This is a genomic window from Dactylosporangium siamense, from assembly GCF_016862795.1.
Classification (GTDB): domain Bacteria; phylum Actinomycetota; class Actinomycetes; order Mycobacteriales; family Micromonosporaceae; genus Dactylosporangium; species Dactylosporangium siamense.
Window position 1 is genome coordinate 22204 of record NZ_BONQ01000057.1, and the last position, 19593, is coordinate 41796.

At 70.5% G+C, this 19593-nt stretch carries 19 protein-coding genes and 1 pseudogene; 12 read left to right on the forward strand and 8 right to left on the reverse strand.

Features of this window, described 5'->3' with window-relative positions; translation table 11 throughout:
• Positions 1 to 269: 269 nt before the first annotated feature.
• Positions 270 to 1085 (reverse strand): annotated as a pseudogene (locus Dsi01nite_RS19680) (tRNA dihydrouridine synthase); the annotation flags it as partial.
• Positions 1086 to 1173: 88 nt separating this feature from the next.
• On the opposite strand from Dsi01nite_RS19680, the gene Dsi01nite_RS57405 reads away from it, so the two are divergent.
• The 4 genes from Dsi01nite_RS57405 to Dsi01nite_RS19695 all read left to right on the forward strand — a co-directional run bounded on the left by Dsi01nite_RS57405 (position 1174) and on the right by Dsi01nite_RS19695 (position 2981).
• Positions 1174 to 1317 carry a hypothetical protein gene (locus tag Dsi01nite_RS57405; RefSeq protein WP_239136010.1) on the forward strand — a complete coding sequence of 48 codons (144 nt, stop codon included), beginning with the start codon at positions 1174 to 1176 and terminating at the stop codon, positions 1315 to 1317.
• A 5-nt stretch (positions 1318 to 1322) separates the two neighbouring features.
• The gene (locus tag Dsi01nite_RS57410) at positions 1323 to 1550 is read left to right on the forward strand and encodes a type II toxin-antitoxin system RelE/ParE family toxin (protein WP_239136011.1); all 228 of its coding nucleotides are present in this window, start codon (positions 1323 to 1325) and stop codon (positions 1548 to 1550) included.
• Positions 1550 to 1885, forward strand: coding sequence for an XRE family transcriptional regulator (locus tag Dsi01nite_RS19690; RefSeq protein WP_203847661.1), 336 nt, complete (start codon positions 1550 to 1552; stop codon positions 1883 to 1885). The genes Dsi01nite_RS57410 and Dsi01nite_RS19690 overlap by 1 nt, the downstream gene beginning before the upstream one ends.
• Before the next feature lie 247 nt (positions 1886 to 2132).
• The gene (locus tag Dsi01nite_RS19695) at positions 2133 to 2981 is read left to right on the forward strand and encodes a hypothetical protein (protein ID WP_203847662.1); all 849 of its coding nucleotides are present in this window, start codon (positions 2133 to 2135) and stop codon (positions 2979 to 2981) included.
• A 58-nt stretch (positions 2982 to 3039) separates the two neighbouring features.
• Here the strand turns inward: Dsi01nite_RS19695 and dusB are convergent, their stop codons facing one another.
• Both dusB and Dsi01nite_RS19705 read right to left on the reverse strand, forming a co-directional pair.
• Positions 3040 to 4155, reverse strand: coding sequence for a tRNA dihydrouridine synthase DusB (dusB, locus tag Dsi01nite_RS19700; RefSeq protein WP_275423397.1), 1116 nt, complete (start codon positions 4153 to 4155; stop codon positions 3040 to 3042).
• A 35-nt stretch (positions 4156 to 4190) separates the two neighbouring features.
• A complete protein-coding gene (locus tag Dsi01nite_RS19705; protein WP_203847663.1) occupies positions 4191 to 5390 on the reverse strand; it encodes a pyridoxal phosphate-dependent aminotransferase in 1200 nt (399 codons plus the stop codon).
• A gap of 378 nt (positions 5391 to 5768) precedes the next feature.
• Between Dsi01nite_RS19705 and ppdK the strand changes: the two genes are divergently transcribed.
• Positions 5769 to 8429, forward strand: a complete 2661-nt coding sequence (gene ppdK, locus Dsi01nite_RS19710) for a pyruvate, phosphate dikinase (RefSeq protein ID WP_239136012.1) — start codon at positions 5769 to 5771, stop codon at positions 8427 to 8429.
• A gap of 14 nt (positions 8430 to 8443) precedes the next feature.
• Here the strand turns inward: ppdK and Dsi01nite_RS19715 are convergent, their stop codons facing one another.
• From Dsi01nite_RS19715 to Dsi01nite_RS19730, 4 genes are all read right to left on the reverse strand, one after another.
• Positions 8444 to 8815: a hypothetical protein gene (locus tag Dsi01nite_RS19715; protein ID WP_203847664.1), complete on the reverse strand. Its 372-nt coding sequence runs from the start codon at positions 8813 to 8815 to the stop codon at positions 8444 to 8446.
• Positions 8816 to 8913: 98 nt separating this feature from the next.
• Positions 8914 to 9339, reverse strand: coding sequence for a roadblock/LC7 domain-containing protein (locus Dsi01nite_RS19720; RefSeq protein WP_203847665.1), 426 nt, complete (start codon positions 9337 to 9339; stop codon positions 8914 to 8916).
• Positions 9340 to 9371: 32 nt separating this feature from the next.
• Complete coding sequence (locus Dsi01nite_RS19725) at positions 9372 to 10373, reverse strand: ADAM 12 protein (RefSeq protein WP_203847666.1); 1002 nt, start codon at positions 10371 to 10373, stop codon at positions 9372 to 9374.
• Entirely contained in the window at positions 10370 to 10756 is a 387-nt protein-coding gene (locus tag Dsi01nite_RS19730) for a hypothetical protein (RefSeq protein ID WP_203847667.1), read from the reverse strand. Before Dsi01nite_RS19730 ends, Dsi01nite_RS19725 begins: the two co-directional genes overlap by 4 nt.
• A gap of 301 nt (positions 10757 to 11057) precedes the next feature.
• Between Dsi01nite_RS19730 and Dsi01nite_RS19735 the strand changes: the two genes are divergently transcribed.
• From Dsi01nite_RS19735 to Dsi01nite_RS19760, 6 genes are all read left to right on the forward strand, one after another.
• On the forward strand, positions 11058 to 11411 hold the full coding sequence (locus tag Dsi01nite_RS19735) for a VOC family protein (protein ID WP_203847668.1): 354 nt from the start codon (positions 11058 to 11060) through the stop codon (positions 11409 to 11411).
• A gap of 7 nt (positions 11412 to 11418) precedes the next feature.
• On the forward strand, positions 11419 to 12537 hold the full coding sequence (locus Dsi01nite_RS19740) for an AI-2E family transporter (protein ID WP_203847669.1): 1119 nt from the start codon (positions 11419 to 11421) through the stop codon (positions 12535 to 12537).
• Entirely contained in the window at positions 12534 to 13799 is a 1266-nt protein-coding gene (locus Dsi01nite_RS19745) for a deoxyguanosinetriphosphate triphosphohydrolase (RefSeq protein ID WP_203847670.1), read from the forward strand. Before Dsi01nite_RS19740 ends, Dsi01nite_RS19745 begins: the two co-directional genes overlap by 4 nt.
• An 85-nt stretch (positions 13800 to 13884) precedes the next feature.
• The gene (locus tag Dsi01nite_RS19750) at positions 13885 to 15129 is read left to right on the forward strand and encodes an NAD(P)/FAD-dependent oxidoreductase (RefSeq protein WP_203847671.1); all 1245 of its coding nucleotides are present in this window, start codon (positions 13885 to 13887) and stop codon (positions 15127 to 15129) included.
• Between the two features lie 304 nt (positions 15130 to 15433).
• Positions 15434 to 16099 (forward strand): response regulator, encoded by a 666-nt coding sequence (locus Dsi01nite_RS19755; RefSeq protein WP_203847672.1) that lies wholly within the window; start codon positions 15434 to 15436, stop codon positions 16097 to 16099.
• Positions 16096 to 17223, forward strand: coding sequence for a sensor histidine kinase (locus Dsi01nite_RS19760; RefSeq protein ID WP_203847673.1), 1128 nt, complete (start codon positions 16096 to 16098; stop codon positions 17221 to 17223). Before Dsi01nite_RS19755 ends, Dsi01nite_RS19760 begins: the two co-directional genes overlap by 4 nt.
• Here the strand turns inward: Dsi01nite_RS19760 and Dsi01nite_RS19765 are convergent.
• Positions 17181 to 17843 (reverse strand): hypothetical protein, encoded by a 663-nt coding sequence (locus Dsi01nite_RS19765; RefSeq protein WP_203847674.1) that lies wholly within the window; start codon positions 17841 to 17843, stop codon positions 17181 to 17183. The genes Dsi01nite_RS19760 and Dsi01nite_RS19765 overlap by 43 nt on opposite strands.
• A gap of 180 nt (positions 17844 to 18023) precedes the next feature.
• Here Dsi01nite_RS19765 and Dsi01nite_RS58360 point away from each other — a divergent pair, with 180 nt between their 5' ends.
• Positions 18024 to 19562, forward strand: a complete 1539-nt coding sequence (locus Dsi01nite_RS58360) for a diguanylate cyclase domain-containing protein (RefSeq protein WP_275423398.1) — start codon at positions 18024 to 18026, stop codon at positions 19560 to 19562.
• The last annotated feature ends 31 nt before the right edge of the window (positions 19563 to 19593 follow it).

The window sequence follows — 19593 nt, forward strand, 5'->3', positions numbered from 1 at the left end:
CCGTCTCCGGCTCCCGGAGCGTCTTCGAGGGCTTGAACGCGTTTGCCTGCTGGATTCGCTCGTTCTCGGCTTCGTAGGCGAGAACAGCGATTCGGATGCGTTCGGCCAGCCACAGCTGCCGTAGGAGGCCAGTGGGCAGACCGTGCATCTGCGACCACAGAGCGGTCCATGCTGCGGCGTTATGAGCCCTGGCCTCGGCTTCAACCGTTGTGTCAAAGGCGTCCGAATGTGCTACGGAGTCGCAGGGAGTGGTCGCGGAAGGTTCGGAGTCAGCCACCGCTGTCGTCGAGTTCGGCACCTTCGGGGATGGTGTCGTCGTCTCGGTTGTCGAGCCAGTTCTGGGGGAGGACGACCTTGGCAGGGGTGCCGGTGCGGCCGCGGGGCTGGCCGAGGATCTCCTTCGGGAACGGCACTGATGGGTCGAGCTGGGAGAGGAGGTCGCCGAGTTCGGCCAGGGATGACGAGGTGGCCATGGCGGCGCGGAGTTCGCCGCCGGCGGGGAAGCCCTTGAGGTACCAGGCGACGTGCTTGCGGAAGTCCGTCACGCCTTCCTTTTCCCTGCCCCACCATTCGACGAGCAGCGTCGCGTGGCGCAGCATCAGGGCCGCGACTTCGCCCTGAGTGGGAAGGACCCGGTCGGTGCGTCCCGCGAAGGCGGCGGCCAGATCCGCGAAGAGCCATGGGCGGCCGAGGCAGCCCCGGCCGATGACCACGCCGTCGCAGCCGGTCTGCGCCATCATGTCCAGGGCGTCCGAGGCTTCCCAGATGTCGCCGTTGCCGAGGACCGGAATGTCCAGAGCGGCCTTCAGTGAAGCGATCGCGTCCCACGAAGCGGTGCCTGAATAGCGCTGGGCGGCGGTGCGGGCGTGCAAGGCGACCCACGCCACGCCGGCGTCCTGGGCGATGCGGCCGGCGTCGAGCATCGTCGTGTGCGAGTCGTCGATGCCGATGCGCATCTTGATGGTCACCGGCAAGCCGGAAGCGCCCTCGACGGCGGAGCGAACGATGTCGCCGAAAAGCTTGCGTTTCCACGGCAGGGCCGAGCCGCCGCCGCGCCTGGTGACCTTGGGCACGGAGCATCCGAACTTTGCGATGTAGCGACTACTCATCGTAGGATCTGGCGGACATAACTCTTGTGACATATAATGTCAGAGACATGCTCGGAGGCGCGACGTGGCGTGGACGATCGTGGTGGTTGAGCCGGTGCGGTCCTGGCTGCATGATCTGCGACATTCCGATCGGCGCACCTTGGCTCTGATCAGCGCGGCGGTTGATGCGCTCGCGGTGGAAGGGCCGGCGTTGGGCGGCCACTGGTAGACACGGTGCGGGGCTCGAAGCTGGCGAACCTCAAGGAGTTGCGACCCGGCTCGGCCGGCGCGAGCGAAGTGCGGTTGTTGTTCGTGTTCGATCCGGTCCGGCAGGCGGTGCTGCTCGTCGGCGGCGACAAGGCAGGCAACTGGCAGGGTTGGTACAGAACCGCGATACCGATTGCTGAGGCGGCATATGCCGAGCATCTGCAGCGGCTGCAAGAGAAGGACGGTGAGCAGTGATGGACCACCTCAAGGACCCGCAAGCCATCTCCTGGGACGACATGAAGACCGAACTCGGTTTCACTGATGCCGAACGTCAGGAGATCCAGGCCGGCGCTCAAGAACTGATCGCGCAGGCGCGTGCCTACCGCCTTGCCGAGGTTCGCCGCCGCCAGCATGCCACGCAGACCGACATCGCCAAGGTGATGGGCGTGACACAGGCGCGCGTGTCCCGGATCGAGAAGGGCGAGATCTCACGCAGCGAGGTCGACACCCTCGCCGCCTACGTCCAGGCCCTCGGCGGAAAGTTGAAGATCATTGCTGACTTCGGCGACGAGTCGTACGTACTGGGCTGAAACCGTCAGTGGTCCGGCTGAAGGATCAAGCTACATTCCGGCCGAACCGGGGTAATCGTCATGGGTTGGTGTCATGAGAACTTGCTCTTCTGGGTGCGGACGGCCTTGCGCTAACGGCAAAGGGAAACCCGGTCGGTGCGTTCAATGCATTGACGTGGTCTACAACAGCCTACGATTGCAGCCTCTTGAGCCGTATCGTGACGCTCGGTATGAGCGAAAGTGTCGATGCATCGGATGCCTGCAGGAGGTGAGGGTCGCCTACCATGATATTCGCAATCGCCCTGCAAATGGCATCGTTGCATGTGACCTGTGCAATCTCGCTGAAATGGCAAGGGAGGCGCGGCAGGCCGGTCGCTTCCCTTCTCTCGATTCTCGCCAAGTCTGGAGCATGCTGACGGCAAGAGGGCTGATTCCACTGGCTCGGTTTTCCTTCGAGAACCATAATGCGCCGGGCTTCGGCACTGGTGTCGAAGTAATCCGAGCATTCTGCGTGATGTGCGAATCCATTGAGCACACCACCCTTCAGTTGGTGGATGACCTGGTGCGTAGAGGTCGGAATCCGTGCCGTAACTGCTCGCAGAGAGTATTCAACGGATGGTCGCAGCGGCGAGCTACTCAAGTGTTCGCGCAGCATGGCCTGGAGTATCTGTCAGGCGACATGAGGATGACCGACCCTGCGGAATCGAGATGCTTGCGGTGTGGGGACGAGCGGCGTCTGTCGTTGAGTGCACTTCTCGGTGGAGCGCCGGCATGTTTGCGCTGCGACGGAGGTGCAGATCTCGCCGGACCGCACGTCGTTTACCTGATCTTCTTTCCTGCTTTGTCGCTGTACAAGGTCGGTATCACGCATTCGCAGGACAGCCGGCGAATATCAGATCACCTGCGCAACGGAGCCGAGGTGATCTCGATGGTGGCCGTCAAGGACCGCCTTGCTGCTTTTCGAGTTGAGCGGGCTGTTCTCGTGACGACTGCTGCCTTCCGGCCGACCGACTCGGTGAAACCTCACTTTGCATACGGAGGGTGGACCGAGACGTGGACCAGCGATGCGCCTGCGGTCGATCTGCACAGCGTTGCGGCTGCGGTCCTGCGGAATTGAGTCAAGCAGAAACTCAGACTTGTACGAAGCACCCGATAGCCTTGCGTCGGGTCGCTGATCAGCCGCCGGAGTCGTCGAGTTCGGCGCCTTCGGGGACGGTGTCGTCGTCTCGGTCGTCGAGCCAGTTCTGCGGGAGGATGACCTTCGCGGGGGTGCCGGTGCGGCCTCGGGGTTGGCCGAGGATCTCGCGGGGGAACGGCACGTCCGGGTCGAGTTGTGACAGCAGCGCGCCGAGCTCGGCCAGGGATGAGCTGGTGGCCATGGCGGCGCGGAGTTCGCCGCCGGCGGGGAAGCCCTTGAGGTACCAGGCGACGTGTTTGCGGAAGTCGGTGACGCCTTCCTTTTCGCGGCCCCACCATTCGACGAGCAGGGTGGCGTGGCGGAGCATCAGGGCGGCGACCTCGCCCTGGGTCGGGAAGGCGCGGTCGGTGCGGCCGGCGAAGGCGGCGGCGAGGTCGGCGAAGAGCCAGGGTCGGCCGAGGCAGCCGCGGCCGATGACGACGCCGTCGCAGCCCGTCTGGGACATCATATCCAGCGCATCTGACGCTTCCCAGATGTCGCCGTTGCCGAGGACCGGGATGTCCAGAGCGGATTTCAGCGAAGCGATCGCGTCCCACGAAGCCTCGCCCGAGTAGCGCTGGGCGGCGGTACGGGCGTGCAGGGCGACCCACGCCACGCCCGCGTCCTGGGCGATGCGGCCCGCGTCGAGCATGGTCTGGTGCTCGTCGTCGATGCCGATGCGCATCTTGATGGTGACCGGCAAACCGGCCGCGCCCTCAACGGCAGACCGCACGATGTCGCCGAAGAGCTTGCGCTTCCACGGCAGGGCGGAGCCGCCACCGCGGCGGGTCACCTTGGGGACGCTGCAGCCGAAGTTCATGTCGATGTGGTCGGCCAGGTCCTGCTCGACGATCATCTCGACGGCCTTGCGGATGGTGGCGGGGTCGACGCCGTACAGCTGCAGGCTTCGTGGCCGTTCCAGGGCGCCGAACTGGATCATGCTCATGGTCTTGGGGTTGCGCTCGACCAGGGCGCGGGTCGTGATCATTTCGCAGACGTAGAGGCCGGCGCCCTGTTCGCGGCAGAGTTGCCGGAAGGCCACGTTGGTGATGCCCGCCATGGGGGCGAGGACCACGGGCGGGTCGACGGGGTAGGGGCCGAGGCGCAGCGTCACCCCTCGAGCATGGCACGGCGGCGCGGCGCGGCGGCCTACCGGGCCTCGGCGAACAGCTTGCCGAGGCGCAGCAGGCCTTCGGCCAGGTCCTCGTCGCTGAGGACGTAGGAGAACCGGAAGTAGCCGGGGGTGCCGAACGCCTCGCCCGGGACGAGTGCGACCTCCGCCTCCTCGAGCACCAGGTCGGCCAGCTCCGCCGAGGTCCGCGGGCGGCGGCCGCGCAGCTCGCGGCCGAGGAGGCCCTTGACGGACGGGTAGGCGTAGAAGGCGCCGGCGGGCTCGGGGCAGGAGACGCCGGGCATCTCGTTGAGCATCCGGACCGTGGTCCGCCGGCGGCGGTCGAACGCGGCCCGCATCCGCTGGACGGCGGACAGGTCGCCGGAGACCGCGGCGAGCGCGGCCGCCTGCGCGACGTTGGACACGTTGGAGGTGCTGTGCGACTGCAGGTTGGTCGCGGCCGCGATCACGTCGGTGGGGCCGATCATCCAGCCCACCCGCCAGCCCGTCATCGCGTAGGTCTTCGCGACGCCGTTGAGCACGATCACGTTGTCGGCGAGCTCCGGCACGGCGGTGGCGATGCTGGTGAAGACCGCGTCGCCGTAGGTGAGGTGCTCGTAGATCTCGTCGGTGACGACCCACAGCCCGTGCCGCGCGGCCCACTCGCCGATCCGCGCGACTTCCGAAGGCGGGTAGACGGCGCCGCTCGGGTTCGACGGGGAGACGAAGAGGATCGCCGTGGTGCGTTCGGTGCGGGCCGCCTCCAGCTGCTCGACGGACGCGAGGTAGCCCGACGTCTCGTCGGTGACCACGTCGACCTGGACGCCACCGGCGAGCTTGATCGCCTCCGGGTAGGTGGTCCAGTACGGCGCGACCACCAGCACCTCGTCGCCCGGGTCGAGGATGGTGGCGAACGCCTGGTAGACGGCCTGTTTGCCGCCGTTGGTGATGAGCACCTGGCTCGCCCGCGCCGCGTATCCGGAGTCGCGCAGCGTCTTGGCCGCCACCGCCTCGCGGAGCTCGGGCAGGCCGCCGGACGGCGTGTACTTGTGGAAGCGCGGCTCGGCGCAGGCGCGCCGCGCGGCCTCGACGATGTGGTCGGGCGTCGGGAAGTCGGGTTCGCCGGCGCCGAAGAGCACCACCGGCCGGCCGGCCGCCCTCATCGCCTTGGCCTTCGCGTCGACGGCGAGGGTGGCTGACTCCGCAATACCGGCGATACGCGCTGCAATACGGCTCATACCGCCACCGTGGCACGTCGTTTCCCGGATCGTCATCCGTATTTTCGCCCCTTGGTGATCCGCCCGCATCAATGCGGAGGCCGATCGCGACAGAGCACAAACGATGCTCATTGCTGCTCGGCACGAGCCGGGATGAATCAGGTGTACGCATCCCGAAGTGCGGGAACGCGGAAAGCCCTAAAACGGGCACGATCGCGAGCGATGCGCGAAGTTGCGTGGTGGAGCGCTCCCAAATGCACCCGCAAGAGCCTCATGTGCCGTTCCTTGTGTGACTTGTCATATGGCGATGCCAAATTGCGGAATACCGCTTTACGGTGTGCCGCACACGGGAACCCTAACGATGGCTCAGCCGCACGAGTAAGGGTAGTGGAGGCTTCAGTGGAGAAGTTCGTCTATGACTTCGAAGAGGGTAACCGGGACCTCAAGGATCTCCTCGGGGGTAAGGGAGCCAACCTCGCCGAGATGACCAACCTCGGCCTGCCGGTCCCGCCCGGGTTCACCATCACCACCGACGCGTGCCGCGCCTACCTGAAGACGGGCCGGCTGCCCGACGGGATGGACCGGCAGGTCGGTGAGCACCTCGCCGCGCTCGAGGCCAGGATGGGCCGCAAGCTCGGGGACCGGCACGACCCGCTGCTCGTCTCCGTCCGGTCCGGGGCGAAGTTCTCGATGCCCGGCATGATGGAGACGGTGCTCAACGTCGGGCTCACCGACGACAGCGTCGACGGGCTCGCCGCGCAGGCCGGCGGCGACGAGCGGTTCGCCTGGGACTCCTACCGGCGGCTGATCCAGATGTTCGGCAAGACCGTGTGCGAGGTGCCGGGCGAGGAGTTCGAGCACGCGCTCGACGACGCGAAACACGCCGTCAGGACGAAGGACGACCTGGGGCTTGACGCGGCCGCGCTGCGGGCACTGGTGCGGGAGTACAAGGCGATCTTCAAGAGGCACACGGGGCGCGACTTCCCGCAGGACCCGCGCGAGCAGCTCGACCTCGCCGTCAACGCGGTCTTCAGCTCCTGGAACGCCGACCGGGCCGTGCTGTACCGCCGCCAGGAGCGCATCCCGACCGACCTCGGCACGGCCGTCAACGTGGTCGCCATGGTCTTCGGCAACCTCGGCGCCGACTCGGGCACCGGCGTGGCGTTCACCCGTGACCCGGCGACGGGTGAGCCCGGCGTCTACGGCGACTACCTCGCCAACGCCCAGGGTGAGGACGTCGTCGCCGGCATCCGCAACACCACGCCCCTGGAAGGCCTCGCCGACGTCAACGCGCAGGCCTACGACGAACTCCTCAACATCATGGCGAAGCTCGAGGAGCACTACCGGGACCTGTGCGACATCGAGTTCACCATCGAGCGCGGCAAGCTGTGGATGCTGCAGACGCGGGTGGGCAAGCGGACCGCGGCCGCCGCGTTCGTCATCGCCACGCACCTCGTCGACGAGGGCGTCATCGACCTGGACGAGGCGCTGCGGCGGGTCAACGGCGCGCAGCTGGCGCAGCTGATGTTCCCGACCTTCGACCTGTCACAAGAGCCCGAGCAGCTCACCCGGGGGGTCGGCGCGTCGCCGGGCGCCGCCGTCGGCAAGGCCGTCTTCGACGCCAAGCACGCGGTGGCCCTGGCCAAGGAGGGGGAGCAGGTCATCCTGGTCCGCCGCGAGACCAACCCCGACGACCTGCCCGGCATGATCGCGGCGCAGGGCATTCTGACCAGCCGCGGCGGCAAGACCTCACACGCCGCCGTGGTCGCCCGCGGCATGGGCAAGACCTGCGTGTGCGGCGCCGACGACCTCGACGTCAACCTCCACAAGGGACAGTTCACGGTGGACGGGCACGTGGTCTCCGAGGGCGACGTCATCTCCGTCGACGGCACCACCGGCCGGGTCTACCTCGGTGAGGTCCCGGTCCAGCCGTCACCGGTCGTGCAGTACTTCGAAGGCAACCTCGACGCCGCGGCCGACCCCCTGGTCAGCGCGGTGCACCGGATCCTCACGCACGCCGACGACACCAGAAGACTGAAGGTGCGCACCAACGCCGACACCGGAGACGACGCGGCCCGGGCACGCCGGTTCGGGGCCCAGGGCATCGGGCTGTGCCGGACCGAGCACATGTTCCTCGGCGAGCGCCGGGCCCTGGTCGAACGGCTGATCCTGGCCCGCACCCCGCAGGACCGCGACGCGGCGCTGCGGGAACTGCTGCCGTTGCAGCGCGCCGACTTCGTCGAACTGTTCCGCGAGATGCGGGACCTGCCGGTCACGGTGCGGCTGATCGACCCGCCGCTGCACGAGTTCCTGCCGCCGCTGGAAGACCTCGCGGTGAAGGTCGCGGTCGCGGAGGAGCGCGGTCAGGATCCGGGACACGACAAGGACCTTCTGGATGCGGTGCGCCGTATGCACGAGGAGAACCCCATGCTGGGGCTTCGCGGTGTGCGGCTCGGACTGGTCATCCCCGGGCTGTTCGCGATGCAGGTCAGGGCGATCGTCGAGGCCGCGGCGCAGGTCGACGGCGCGCACCCGGAGATCATGGTGCCGCTGGTCGGCGCGGTGCAGGAGCTGGAGACGATCCGCGCCGAGGCCGAGAAGATCATCGGCGAGCACGACGTCGACGTGAAGATCGGCACGATGATCGAGGTGCCGAGGGCGGCGCTGACCGCCGGCGACATCGCCCAGGCCGCCGACTTCTTCTCGTTCGGGACCAACGACCTGACCCAGATGGGCTGGGGCTTCTCCCGTGACGACGTCGAGGGCGCGTTCTTCTGGCGGTACCTGGAGCTGGGCATCTTCGGGGTGTCGCCGTTCGAGTCCATCGACCGCGACGGGGTCGGCCGGCTCGTGCGCATCGCCGTCGACGAGGGCCGGGCGGCCCGCCCGGAGCTGCACTTCGGGGTCTGCGGCGAACACGGCGGCGACCCCGAGTCGGTGCACTTCTTCCACGAGGTGGGCCTGGACTACGTGTCGTGTTCACCGTTCCGCGTGCCCGTGGCACGGTTGGAGGCCGGCCGCGCGGCCGTGACCGAGCAGTCGACCTCCGACACCCGTTAGGGACTGATCGGCGATCAGACGTCGAGCTCGTCCTCGATGCGGGACAGGTGGTGCCGGGCCAGCGCGAGGTTGGCCCGGGACCGCAGCAGCGCCAGGTAGAGGAACAGCCCCTTGCCGGAGCGGCCCGTGACCGGCCGGATCAGGTGGTACTGGTTGTTCAGCGTGATCAGGATGTCCTCGATGCCGTCCTTGAGGTTCAGCATCTCGATCGTGCGCATCTTGGCGCGGACCACGTCGGTGTTGCCGGCCGCGGCCACGGTCAGGTCCAGGTCCTTCGAACCGCCGAGCACGCCGAGCGCCATACCGCTGTTGTAGTCCACCAGCGCGACGCCGATCGCGCCGTCGATGGTCATGAGATCCTTGAGCGCCGTTTCCATGTCCGCCATGGCTACCTCCGTGAGCTTCTGGGTGGGGGGAGTGTCACTGGGTTTCGGTGCCGGGTCGTTCGTTCGTCTCGGCCGTCGGTGCACCCCGCCGTTGCGGCCTACCATCGGGCCGGCTCGGGGAGCGCCTGGGAGAAGGTGAGCGCGGCGGTGGCCACGACCCGCGAGACCACCGCGATCGACCGCCGCGCCTCGTGATGCAGCCGTGCCACGTTCGCCTCGGCGCCGGCCAGCAGGACCAGCACGGCGCCGTTGCCGGCCAGGTACATGGCGACGTGGCCGCCGGTACTGCTGATCAGCACCTCCTGGAAGTCCTCATGGCCCGCGCTGTCGGCGATCCGCTGGCTGACGCCGAGGCAGGCCGCCGCGAGCGCGGCCACACCCTCGACGACCACCGTCTCGGCGTCGTCGACGATGAGCAGGCCGTCGGTGCTGGCGACCAGGCAGCCGGTGAGCTCCGGCACGGCCCGGCGCAGCCGGTGCAGCTCCGCGAGCAGCTCGCCGCGCAGTTCCGTGTCGGTCGTCATCGCCGTGTCACCCCCATCTGAAGAAGCCGGTCTCACCGCAGGGACTGCAGCGCCGTGCGGATGCGTTTGAGCAGCGAGTCGTCGGGAGGCTTGTCGATCGCGCCGGGCAGCACCGCCAGGGCGCTGACCCCGGCCGGCAGGTGCCGCCGCGTGCCGGTCGGCGGGTCCTCGAACGTGAAGGTCCCCGGCACTCGCCGCGGCAGGATCTCCCGGCGTTCCGCGCCGTTCGCCGGCGGCGACGCTGCCGCGGCGGCGGGCACGGACGCGGGCACGGCGGCGGATCCGGACGCCGCCACCCGGGGTTCGGGCGTGGCCGGCGGCTCCTCCGGCTCCGTGGCGACGGGTGGCTCGACCAGTCCCGCCGCCGCGAGCCGCCGCACGTCCAGGGTCACCGCGTACGCGGAGCAGCCCAGCAGGCCGGCCAGCTCCTGCGGGGTGCGGTTGCCGTCGGCGTGCAGCACGATCTCCCACTGCAGCCCTGACACCAGCACACGGTCGAGGCCCGGTCGCAGGACCGGCCGGACCGGGGCGGTGTCAGTGACGTCTGAGGGGTGCACCTCGTTGAGGATGCGCCGCTGCCGGACGACGTGGTCGCACAACTGGTCCGCCGTCACCGTGCAGTCCGCGCCGAGCCAGTGCTCGATGTCGGGGGCGAAGCGCAGCTCGGCCCGTTCGGTCGACAGCACGAAGTACGCCGCGTCGTACAGGGCGCCGATCGCGCACAGCTCGATCTCCGCGGCGCTGACGTGCCCGCCCTCCACCAGCGCCCGGGCCGGCCGCGACGGAATGGTCTCCCAGACCCGCTCCTCGACCTTCCCGCAGGCGGTGAGGAGCCGGTCGACGCTCGGCGCGGCCGGCGACTCGACGCCGTTGACCAGGCCGTCGCGGAGGAAGATGACGCCGCCGGGCTCGCCGACGACGGTCAGCGCTCCGGTCACCCCGAGGGCGGCGAGCTGACCGAGGGCCTTGGCCGGGGTGACGCCCCGGCCGAGCTTCGGCTGCTGCTGCCGCGTGGCCTTCGCGGTGGCGTTCACGCGAGGTCTTCGGCGAGCGACCGGATGCGGCGACGGGCGATCGCCAGGTTGCCCTCGGCCCGGTCGAGCCACACGTAGAGGACCAGCCGCGAGTCGAAGCCGGTGCGCACCGGCCGGATCAGGTGGTACGCCGCGGACGTGCTGATGATGACGTCCTCGACCGTGTCGCCGGGCACCGCGGGGGCGTACGCCGCGGTCTGCATGGCGGCGTGGATGACGCTCGCGGTGCCCAGCGCCGCCGCGGTCGGATCGGCGTGCGGCGCCACGGACTCCCTGCCGCCCTGCAGGCCGAGCGACTGCCCGGTGGTGTAGTCGATGAGGCTCGCCCCGATGGCGCCGCGAATCGTCATGGCGCGCCGCAGGCAGTCATCGATAGCAGGCACTGAGTCTCCCGTTCGCGGGCGGGTGAAGGTGAGCACGGGGAAACGGCACACGACGGCCAGACGTGGGGGAGCGGCCGTAACGATGCGCTTCCGGCAAATTACCCCGAGCCACTTGATCAGCTACTCCGTGCGTTCGGGTGATAACCAGAAGCCGATCAGACATTGCTTTTTGCAAAATGCACGTTTACGGCACGACGCCGCGGGAGACCGGCTAAGGTGGCCTCCCCGCGCGCATCGGGGCGGCTGCGACGGTCGTCGACCCGGCGTATGGTGAGTCCCCACGCCGACCACGGAGGTATGCATGGGGAGCCGGTGGGATGCCTTGATCGTCGATGCGCTCGACCCTGAGCGGCTCGGCCGGTGGTGGGCGGAAGTGCTCGACCAGCGGATCGAGAGCGTATCGCCACGGGAGGTCGTGGTCGGCCCCGGCGTCGACGGTCACCCACGGCTGATCTTCCTGCGCCATCCGGACACCAAACACGCCAAGAACCGCCTCCACCTCGACCTGCGGCCCGACGACCTGGACGCCGAGATCGAGCGACTGGTCAACATGGGCGCCCGCCACGTCGACGTCGGCCAGCCCGAGGACGCCACCTGGGTCGTCCTCGCCGACCCGGAGGGCAACGAGTTCTGCATCCTGCGAACCCCCGGATGAGCCGCCAGTGATCGACTTCGGCAGGGCGTACCGCTTGGCCGTCGCCACCGGCCTCGGGTTGCTGACCGTGGCCGTCGGCGCGTTCGCGCTCTACAACGTCCGGCAGATCCTCGTGCAGGTCGTCATCGCGGTCTTCGTCGCGGTGAGCCTCGACCCCGCGGTCCGGCTGCTGATCCGCCACGGGGTGCGCCGGTCCGTCGCGGTCGCCGTCATCGTCGTGCTCGCCCTGCTGATCCTCGTCGGGTTCGTCTGGTCGCTGGTCCCCACCCTCGTCGGGCAGGGCGGCGACCTGCTCCGCAACATTCCGCAGTACCTGCAGGAACTGCCCGAACGGTCGCAGACCTACCGCGAGGTGGCGGACCGCTACGGGCTGACGGAGAAGCTCACCGAATACGCCAAGACCCTGCCGGGCAAGGTCGGCGGCGGCGCGCTCGGCGTCATCGCCGGCATCTTCAGCGCGATCCTCAACGTCCTGCTGGTCACCGTGCTCACGATCTACTTCATGGCCGACCTGCCCCGGATCCGGCGGGGCATCGTGCGGCTGGTGCCCCGGCAGGGCCGGCCCCGCGCGGCGCAGGCGATCAACGTCGTCGTCGACAAGGTCGGCGGCTACATGATCGGCAACCTGATCATCTCCCTGTTCGCCGGTGTGTCCTCGTTCGCCTGCCTGTTCCTGATGGATGTGCCGTTCGCGCTGCCCCTCGCCTTCTTCGTCGCGATCACCGACCTGATCCCGCTCATCGGCGCCACCGTCGGCGCGGTCGGCTGCACGGTCGTCGCGCTGGTGACCGGCGACGTGTGGCCGAACGCCGTCGTCGTGGCGGTGTTCTTCCTGCTGTACCAGCAGCTGGAGAACTACCTGATCGCCCCGCGGGTGCTGCGCAACACCGTCGACCTGTCCTCGATCGCGGTGCTCCTCGCCGCGCTCGTCGGCGGCGCGACCCTCGGCGTGGTCGGCGCGCTCATGGCGATCCCCGTCGTCGCCGCGATCAAGGTCCTGATGACACCCGTGGTCGAGGCGCTCAACGAGCCGCCCGCGGAGCGGGACCCGCCCGCGGCGCCGCCCGTGCCCATTCCGCCGCCGCGAGATCAGGGAACTGAGGAAACCTCTAAGCTCGAGGCGTGAACCCGGACCTGAGCCCGGACGCAGAGCGCTTCGTGCACGAGCCGCAGAAGGACCGCACCACGACCTCCGCCGACAACGGGCGCGGGCCGTTCCAGCGGGACCGGGCCCGCGTGCTGCACTCCGCCGGGTTCCGCCGCCTCGCGGCCAAGACCCAGGTGCACACCGCCGGTGCCGACGCGTTCCTGCGCACCCGCCTCACCCACTCCCTGGAGGTCGCGCAGCTCGGCCGGGAGATGGGCGCCCGCCTCGGCTGCGACCCCGACGTCGTGGACACCGCCGGGCTCGCCCACGACCTCGGCCACCCGCCGTTCGGGCACAACGGCGAGGACGCGCTCGACGAGGTCGCGCAGCCGTGCGGCGGCTTCGAGGGCAACGCGCAGACCCTGCGGGTGCTGACCCGCCTGGAGGCCAAGGTCCTGGCACCCGACGGCGCCTCGGCCGGGCTCAACCTCACCCGCGCCGCGCTGGACGCCGTGTCGAAGTACCCGTGGCCCCGCCGCGACGGCTACCGCAAGTTCGGGGTCTACGCCGACGACGCGGCCGTCTTCACGTGGCTGCGCGATGGGCGTGCCGACGATGAACGCTGCCTCGAGGCGCAGGTGATGGACTGGGCCGACGACGTCGCCTACTCCGTGCACGACGTCGAGGATGGCATCCACGGCGGCTACGTGCACCTGGCCACGCTGCGCACCGACGCCGGCGAACGCGCCGCGCTGTGCGAGGACGTCGCCGCCGCCTATTCCTCCGAGCGGGCCGCGGACCTGGAAGCCGTCCTGCTCGACCTGCTCGCCGACCCGGTCCTCGCGCCGCTGGACCACTACGACGGCAGCCACGCCGCCCAGGTCGCCCTGAAACGGGTGACGAGCGTCCTCACCGGCCGTTTCGCCGCCGCCGCCGTGTCGGCGACCAGGGCCGTGCACGGCGACGCGCCGGTGCGGCGCTATGCGGCCGGGCTCATCGTCCCGCCGCCGGTGCGGGCGCAGTGCGCGCTGTTGAAGGGCATCGCGCTGCGGTACGTGATGCGCCGTCCCGGCTCGAAACAGCGCTACGCGCAGGAGGTCACCATCCTGCAGGAGCTCGTGGCGGCGCTCGCCGACCGGGCGCCCGACGGGCTGGACGCGGTCTTCGCCCCGATGTGGCGGGCGGCGCCCGACGACGCGGCCCGGCTGCGGGTGGTCATCGACCAGGTCGCCAGCCTCACCGACCTGTCGGCGACGGCCTGGCACGAGCGCCTGAACCCGGCGGCCGCGGCGCACGTGTGACCAGTGACTGGTGGCTGAATCCTGCGGTCGTGACGCGCGCGGGTGACCAGTGGCAGATCGCGGAGCGGTAGGGAAGGCTGGACCTATGGCTGACGAGCGGACATTTGTGATCGTGGGCGCGAGCCTCGCCGGGGCGAAGGCGGCGGAGACGCTGCGCACCGGAGGCTTCAGCGGCCGGATCGTGCTGATCGGCGAGGAGACGGAGCGCCCGTACGAGCGCCCACCACTGTCCAAGGCCTACCTGCAGGGCGACGAGGACGCCCGCGGGAAGGCGTTCGTCCACCCGGAGGAGTGGTACGCGGAGAACGACGTCGACCTGCGCCTCGGCACCCGGGTCACCCGCGTCGACCCGGCGGCGCGGACCGTCACCCTCGACGGCGTCGACGAACTGCACTACGACAAGCTGCTGCTCACCACCGGATCGCGGGTGCGCACCCTCGACGTGCCCGGCGCCGACCTGACCGGCGTGCGCTACCTGCGCACCGTCGACGAGGCCGACGCGCTGCTGGCGCACCTGCGCGCCGCCGCGCACGTGGTCGTCGTCGGCGCCGGCTGGATCGGCCTGGAGACCGCCGCCGCGGCCCGCAAGCACGGCGCGACCGCCACCGTCGTCGAGGTCGCCGACCTGCCCCTGCAACGCGTCCTCGGCGACGAGGTCGCCACCGTCTTCGCCGACCTGCACCGGGCCAACGGCGTCACGTTCCGCTTCGGCGCCTCCGTCGCCCGGTTCACCGGCGTCGACGGCAAGCTGACCGGCGTCGTCCTCGCCGACGGCACCGAACTGCCCGCCGACGTGGCCGTCGTCGGCGTCGGCATCCAGCCCAACACGGAGCTCGCCGTCGACGCGGGTCTCGAGGTCGACAACGGCATCGTCGTCGACGCCGCCCTGCGCACCTCCGACCCCGACATCTACGCCGCCGGGGACGTGGTCAACCTCGACCACCCCGGCCTGGGCCGGCGGGTGCGGGTCGAGCACTGGGCGAACGCCCTCAACGGCGGCAAGGTCGCCGCCGCGTCGTTGCTCGGCGAGGCCAGCTACGACCGGGTGCCGTACTTCTTCTCCGACCAGTTCGACCTCGGCATGGAGTACTCGGGCTTCGCGACGCCCGGCGGCTACGACCAGGTGGTGTTCCGGGGCGGGACGTCGGTCGCGGACGGGTTCATCGCCTTCTGGGTGAAGGACGGCCGCGTCCTGGCGGGCATGAACGTCAACGTCTGGGACGTCACCGACGACATCCAGGCCCTGGTCCGCGCCGGCTGGGCGGGCACCGCCGTCGACCTTGAGGGGCTCGCCGACCCGAAGGTGGCCCTCGCGGACCTGCTCGGCTGAGCCGTCACCCGGTCAGCTCACGCATCCGCGGGACGACCTCGGGGGCGAACCGGCGGACCTGGTCGGCACGGGTCCGCGACCGGCCGGCACCCGAAGGTGTCGAAGCGCAGGTCGTGGACCCGGCCGGCGATGGTCCGCGCCCAGGTCCCGCCGTCGCCGCGCAGTCCCGGCCCGCGAACCGCGGCGGCAGGTCAGCCATGGAAGGGCCACGCCGGCGCGAGCGCCTGCTCATCGCGTGGTCGAAGCGGCATCCCGAGGTGGTCCGACCGCCGGGCGGTTGCCGCCGCTGGCTATCCTGCACACCATGTCGGACCAGGTCAGGCTCGTGATCGCCGACGACCAGGCGATGATCCGGGCCGGCCTGCGGCTGGTCGTCGAGACCGCCGCCGCCGCGACGATCACCGTCGTCGGCGAGGCCTCCGATGGCGAAGAGGCGGTGGCCGCGGTCCACCGCCTGCGACCCGACGTGCTCGTCATGGACATCGCCATGCCCCGCCTGGACGGCCTGTCCGCGGCGCGCCGGCTGCTCGCCGGCCCGCGACCACCGAAGATCGTCCTGCTGACCATGTTCGACACCGACGAGCACCTGCACGCGGCGCTGCGGCTCGGGGTCAGCGGGTTCCTGCTCAAGGTGTCGCCGCCGGAGCAGCTCATCGACGCGGTCAGGGTCGCGGCGGCCGGTGACGCGCTCATCGACCCGGCGGTGACCACCCGGGTCATCGCGTCGTTCGCCGCCCGGCCGGAGCCGGCGCCCGCGCCCGAACTCGACACGCTGACCGGCCGTGAGCGCGAGGTGCTGGAGCTGCTCGTCCGCGGGCTCTCCAACGCCGAGATCGGCGGGCGGCTGCTGGTCGGCGAGGCGACCGTGCGGACCCACGTCGGCCGGATCTTCCAGAAGCTGGGGCTGCGCGACCGGGTCCAGGCGGTCGTGTACGGCTACGAGGCGGGCATCGTCCGCCCCGGCGGATGACCCCCGCACCCGCGCGCTGGCGGGCGTCGTGGCTCGACGCCCTCCTCGCCGTCGCCGTCGCCGGGGCGGGGATCGTCGAGGCGTACGGGCGGGCCGGCCCCGGACCCGGACACGTGCACCGGCCGGACCTCGTCGCCGCGGGTGCCCTCGTCGCGGGCGTGCTCCTGCTCCTGCGCCGCCGGTTCCCGGTCGGGACGCTGGCCGCGCTGACCGCACTGTCGGCCGTGTTCCGCGTCGCCGTCACCGACGACGACTACCCCCTGGCCGCCTGGCAGTTCTACTCGAACTTGATCCTGGTCCACACGGTCGGCAGCCAATCCACCGGGCCGCGCCTGCGGGCCGCCGGCGTCCTCGCCGTCCTCGCCGCCTACGCGCTGTTGCAGACCCTGCCCGGTCAGGACGTCGCCGAGAGCCTGATCGGTGCCATCTTCATGGGCGTCGCCTACGGCAGCGGCATCCTGCTGCGCCGGCAGACCCGGCGGACGGTCCGGATGGCGCAGCGGGCGGCGGTCGCGGCCACCGACGAGCGCACCCGCATCGCCCGCGAACTGCACGACGTCATCTCCCACAACGTCAGCCTGATGACCTTGCAGACCGGTGGCGTGCGGCTGCTGCTCGGCACCGACCGTGAACGCGAACACGACCTCCTCCGAGGCGTCGAACGAGCCGGTCGCGACACCGTGGAGGAGTTGCGGATGCTGCTCGGCGTCCTGCGCGACGGGCGCCCGCCGGCGGGGCTCGACCGCCTCGACGAACTGGCCGGGCCGCTGCGGGCGGCGGGGCTCGACGTGCGGCTCACCGTCACCGGCCCGCCGCGCCCGCTGCCGCCGTCGCTGGGCCTCGCCGTCTACCGGGTGGTGCAGGAGGCGCTGACCAACACCCTCAAGCACGCCGGTGCGGCGAGCGTGGACGTGACGATCGGCTTCACCCCCGGCGAGCTGGCCGTGGAGGTCCGCGACGACGGCGCGGGCGGTGCCGCTGACAGCGGCGGGGCGGGACCGGGGCACGGCCTGGTCGGCATGGGTGAGCGCGTCGCGCAGCACGGAGGCACCCTTCGCGCCGGCGCCCGTTCCGGCGGCGGCTACTCGGTCACCGCGACGTTCCCGCTCACCGCCGGCGCCTGAGCCCACTGCGCGTCGCTCATCCGCAGCATCCGGATCCCGATCACGCCCGCTCCGGCGATGTAGAGGACGCTCCCGGCGATCATGCCGACCGGGTACACCGGCCCGGCCAGCATCCCGGCCACCATCGCCGGAGGCGCCCACCAGGGCACCTGCTGGTCGTACGCCAGCGAAAGACCGAGCAGCAGCACGCCGAGCAGACCCAGGAACCCCGGCACCTGGAAACCCCACAACGCACCGGCCGCGGCGAACGCGGCGTCGGCCAGCCGATCGCCCTCCGCGGTCCCGAGGTCCGCCTCGAGCCTGGCGTAGAAGAAGTCACCGAGCATCAACGCGGAGAAGTTGACGACGCCGAGCAGCGCCACCACGCCGGCGATGTGCCCGAACAGCACCGCGCGCCGCCGCACGAGGTGGATCATCCCGATGATGCCGGGCACGAGCAGCACCCAGCTCCAGTGCAACAGGGCCGCGCTCACCGACACCTGCCCCGGATGGCGCCCGTAGGCCCCGTCGGCGGCGTCACCGGCACGCAGGGCCGGGTCGGTGAGCAGGCCCGCGACGTAGAACAGCGGCGCGGCGACGAGGCAGGCCCCGGCCAGGAGGCGTCGAAACTTGTGCGGCATGACGACCTTTCGGCTCGAACGGTGATGTGTCGAGCCGGACGGTAGGCCGGGCGCTCCCGGCCGTCGTCAGCCGCGACGCTGACCCGGATCAGCGCCGCCGCGGACGCGCATTTTGTTTAGGATCGGAGGTGATGCGTCGATGTGAGGGTGCAGGGTCGGCCGGATCGGGGTAGGCGAGCCGTGGATCGAGATCGGGACATGGCGATGGCCGCGATCCGTTCCGTGTACACGATCACCGGGCGCATCAACACCGGCAGCACCGTCGTCGAGACGCTCCACCGCATCGCCGAGGCCGTCGTCGAGGGTGTCGGGTTCGGTGCCGCGGTGGTCAACTACCTGCATCCGGACGGCGTGTACGAGGCGGTCGCCATCGCCGGGCCCGAGGAGGCCCGCGCCGAGCTGCTCGGCGCGCGCTACCCGGCGGCCGAGTTCGACGCGCACCTCGCCGACGCCGACGAGTGGGGGCAGCTGCGCTTCCTGCCGCACGAACGGCACAACGACGGCATCCAGTCCTGGATCCCCGCCCCGGTCGACGGCGCGGAGGGCGTCCCCGAGGAGGAGCGCTGGCACCCGCTCGACGCCCTGTTCGCGCCGCTGTGCGCGCCCGACGGGTCGCTGGTCGGGGTCCTCAGCGTCGACCTGCCCGCCGACGGCAAGCGCCCCGGCGCGTTCCAGCGGGAGCTGCTCGAGATGCTCGCCGCGCAGGCCGGCATCGCGATCAACAACGCCAACCTGGTCGAGGCGCTGCGCCAGGAACGCCGGCACCTGGAGGCCAGTGAGGCCGCGTTCCGGCTCGCGTTCAACGGCGCCGGCACCGGCATGTGCATGATCGGCCTGGAGGGCGCCGACCTGACCCGGATCGTCCGGGTGAACCCCGCCCTGTGCGAACTGCTCGGCCGGGACGAGGACGTCCTCGTCTCGATGCGCTTCGGCGACTTCATCCACCCCGACGACCTCGACCACAGCCGGGCGGTGTTCGCCGGCGGCACCGGATCGGTCCGCGACTACGAGGTCCGGTGCGTCCGCGGCGACGGCGAGACGATCTGGATCTCCGCCACGATGTCGGTCGTCGCCGGCTCGCCCGCGTTCGCCATCACGCAGGTGCAGGACATCACCGACCGCAAGGCGACCGAGGCCGACCTGGTCCGCCGCGCCTCCCGCGACCCGCTGACCGGCCTCGTCAACCGCGACGCCTTCACCGAGCCCCTCGCCACCGCGATCCGGCGGGCCCGCACCGACGGCGTCGTCAGCGCGCTGCTCTTCTGCGACCTCGACGACTTCAAGGTCGTCAACGACACCCTCGGCCACGATGCCGGCGACGCGGTCCTCGTGGCCGTCGCGCACCGCCTCGTCTCCCTGGTCCGGCCCACCGACACCGTCGCGCGGCTCGGCGGCGACGAGTTCGTCGTCCTCACCGGCAACGTCACCGTCGCCGACCTCGGCGCGCTCGTCGACCGCCTCGAACGCTCGGTCTGCGCGCCGATCACGCACCAGGGCCACATCATGCGGGTGCGGGTCAGCGTCGGCGTGGCCGTGATCGATGACACCATCGAGGACGCGGGTGCCGCCCTGCGCGCCGCCGACCGCGCGATGTACCTGGTCAAGGGCGCCCGCCACGCCGGAGGGGTGACCAGACGGGTGACAGCACCCGGTGAGCGTTCGGGTGCGCCGGGTGGTATGCCGGTGCTGCGGTTGGCCCGTCCCGAGGGCGCCCAGTAGGGTCGTGAGGTCTGCTCCGGTCGACCTGCGC

Bases quoted from the DNA above. Each gene is read 5' to 3' on its own strand.
- Dsi01nite_RS19690 (WP_203847661.1), top strand. From the start codon at position 1,550: ATGGACCACCTCAAGGACCCGCAAGCCATCTCCTGGGACGACATGAAG.
- Dsi01nite_RS19705 (WP_203847663.1), bottom strand. From the start codon at position 5,390: ATGAGCCGTATTGCAGCGCGTATCGCCGGTATTGCGGAGTCAGCCACC.
- Dsi01nite_RS19715 (WP_203847664.1), bottom strand. From the start codon at position 8,815: ATGGCGGACATGGAAACGGCGCTCAAGGATCTCATGACCATCGACGGC.
- Dsi01nite_RS19720 (WP_203847665.1), bottom strand. From the start codon at position 9,339: ATGACGACCGACACGGAACTGCGCGGCGAGCTGCTCGCGGAGCTGCAC.
- Dsi01nite_RS19735 (WP_203847668.1), top strand. From the start codon at position 11,058: ATGGGGAGCCGGTGGGATGCCTTGATCGTCGATGCGCTCGACCCTGAG.
- Dsi01nite_RS19750 (WP_203847671.1), top strand. From the start codon at position 13,885: ATGGCTGACGAGCGGACATTTGTGATCGTGGGCGCGAGCCTCGCCGGG.
- Dsi01nite_RS19755 (WP_203847672.1), top strand. From the start codon at position 15,434: ATGTCGGACCAGGTCAGGCTCGTGATCGCCGACGACCAGGCGATGATC.
- Dsi01nite_RS19760 (WP_203847673.1), top strand. From the start codon at position 16,096: ATGACCCCCGCACCCGCGCGCTGGCGGGCGTCGTGGCTCGACGCCCTC.
- Dsi01nite_RS19765 (WP_203847674.1), bottom strand. From the start codon at position 17,843: ATGCCGCACAAGTTTCGACGCCTCCTGGCCGGGGCCTGCCTCGTCGCC.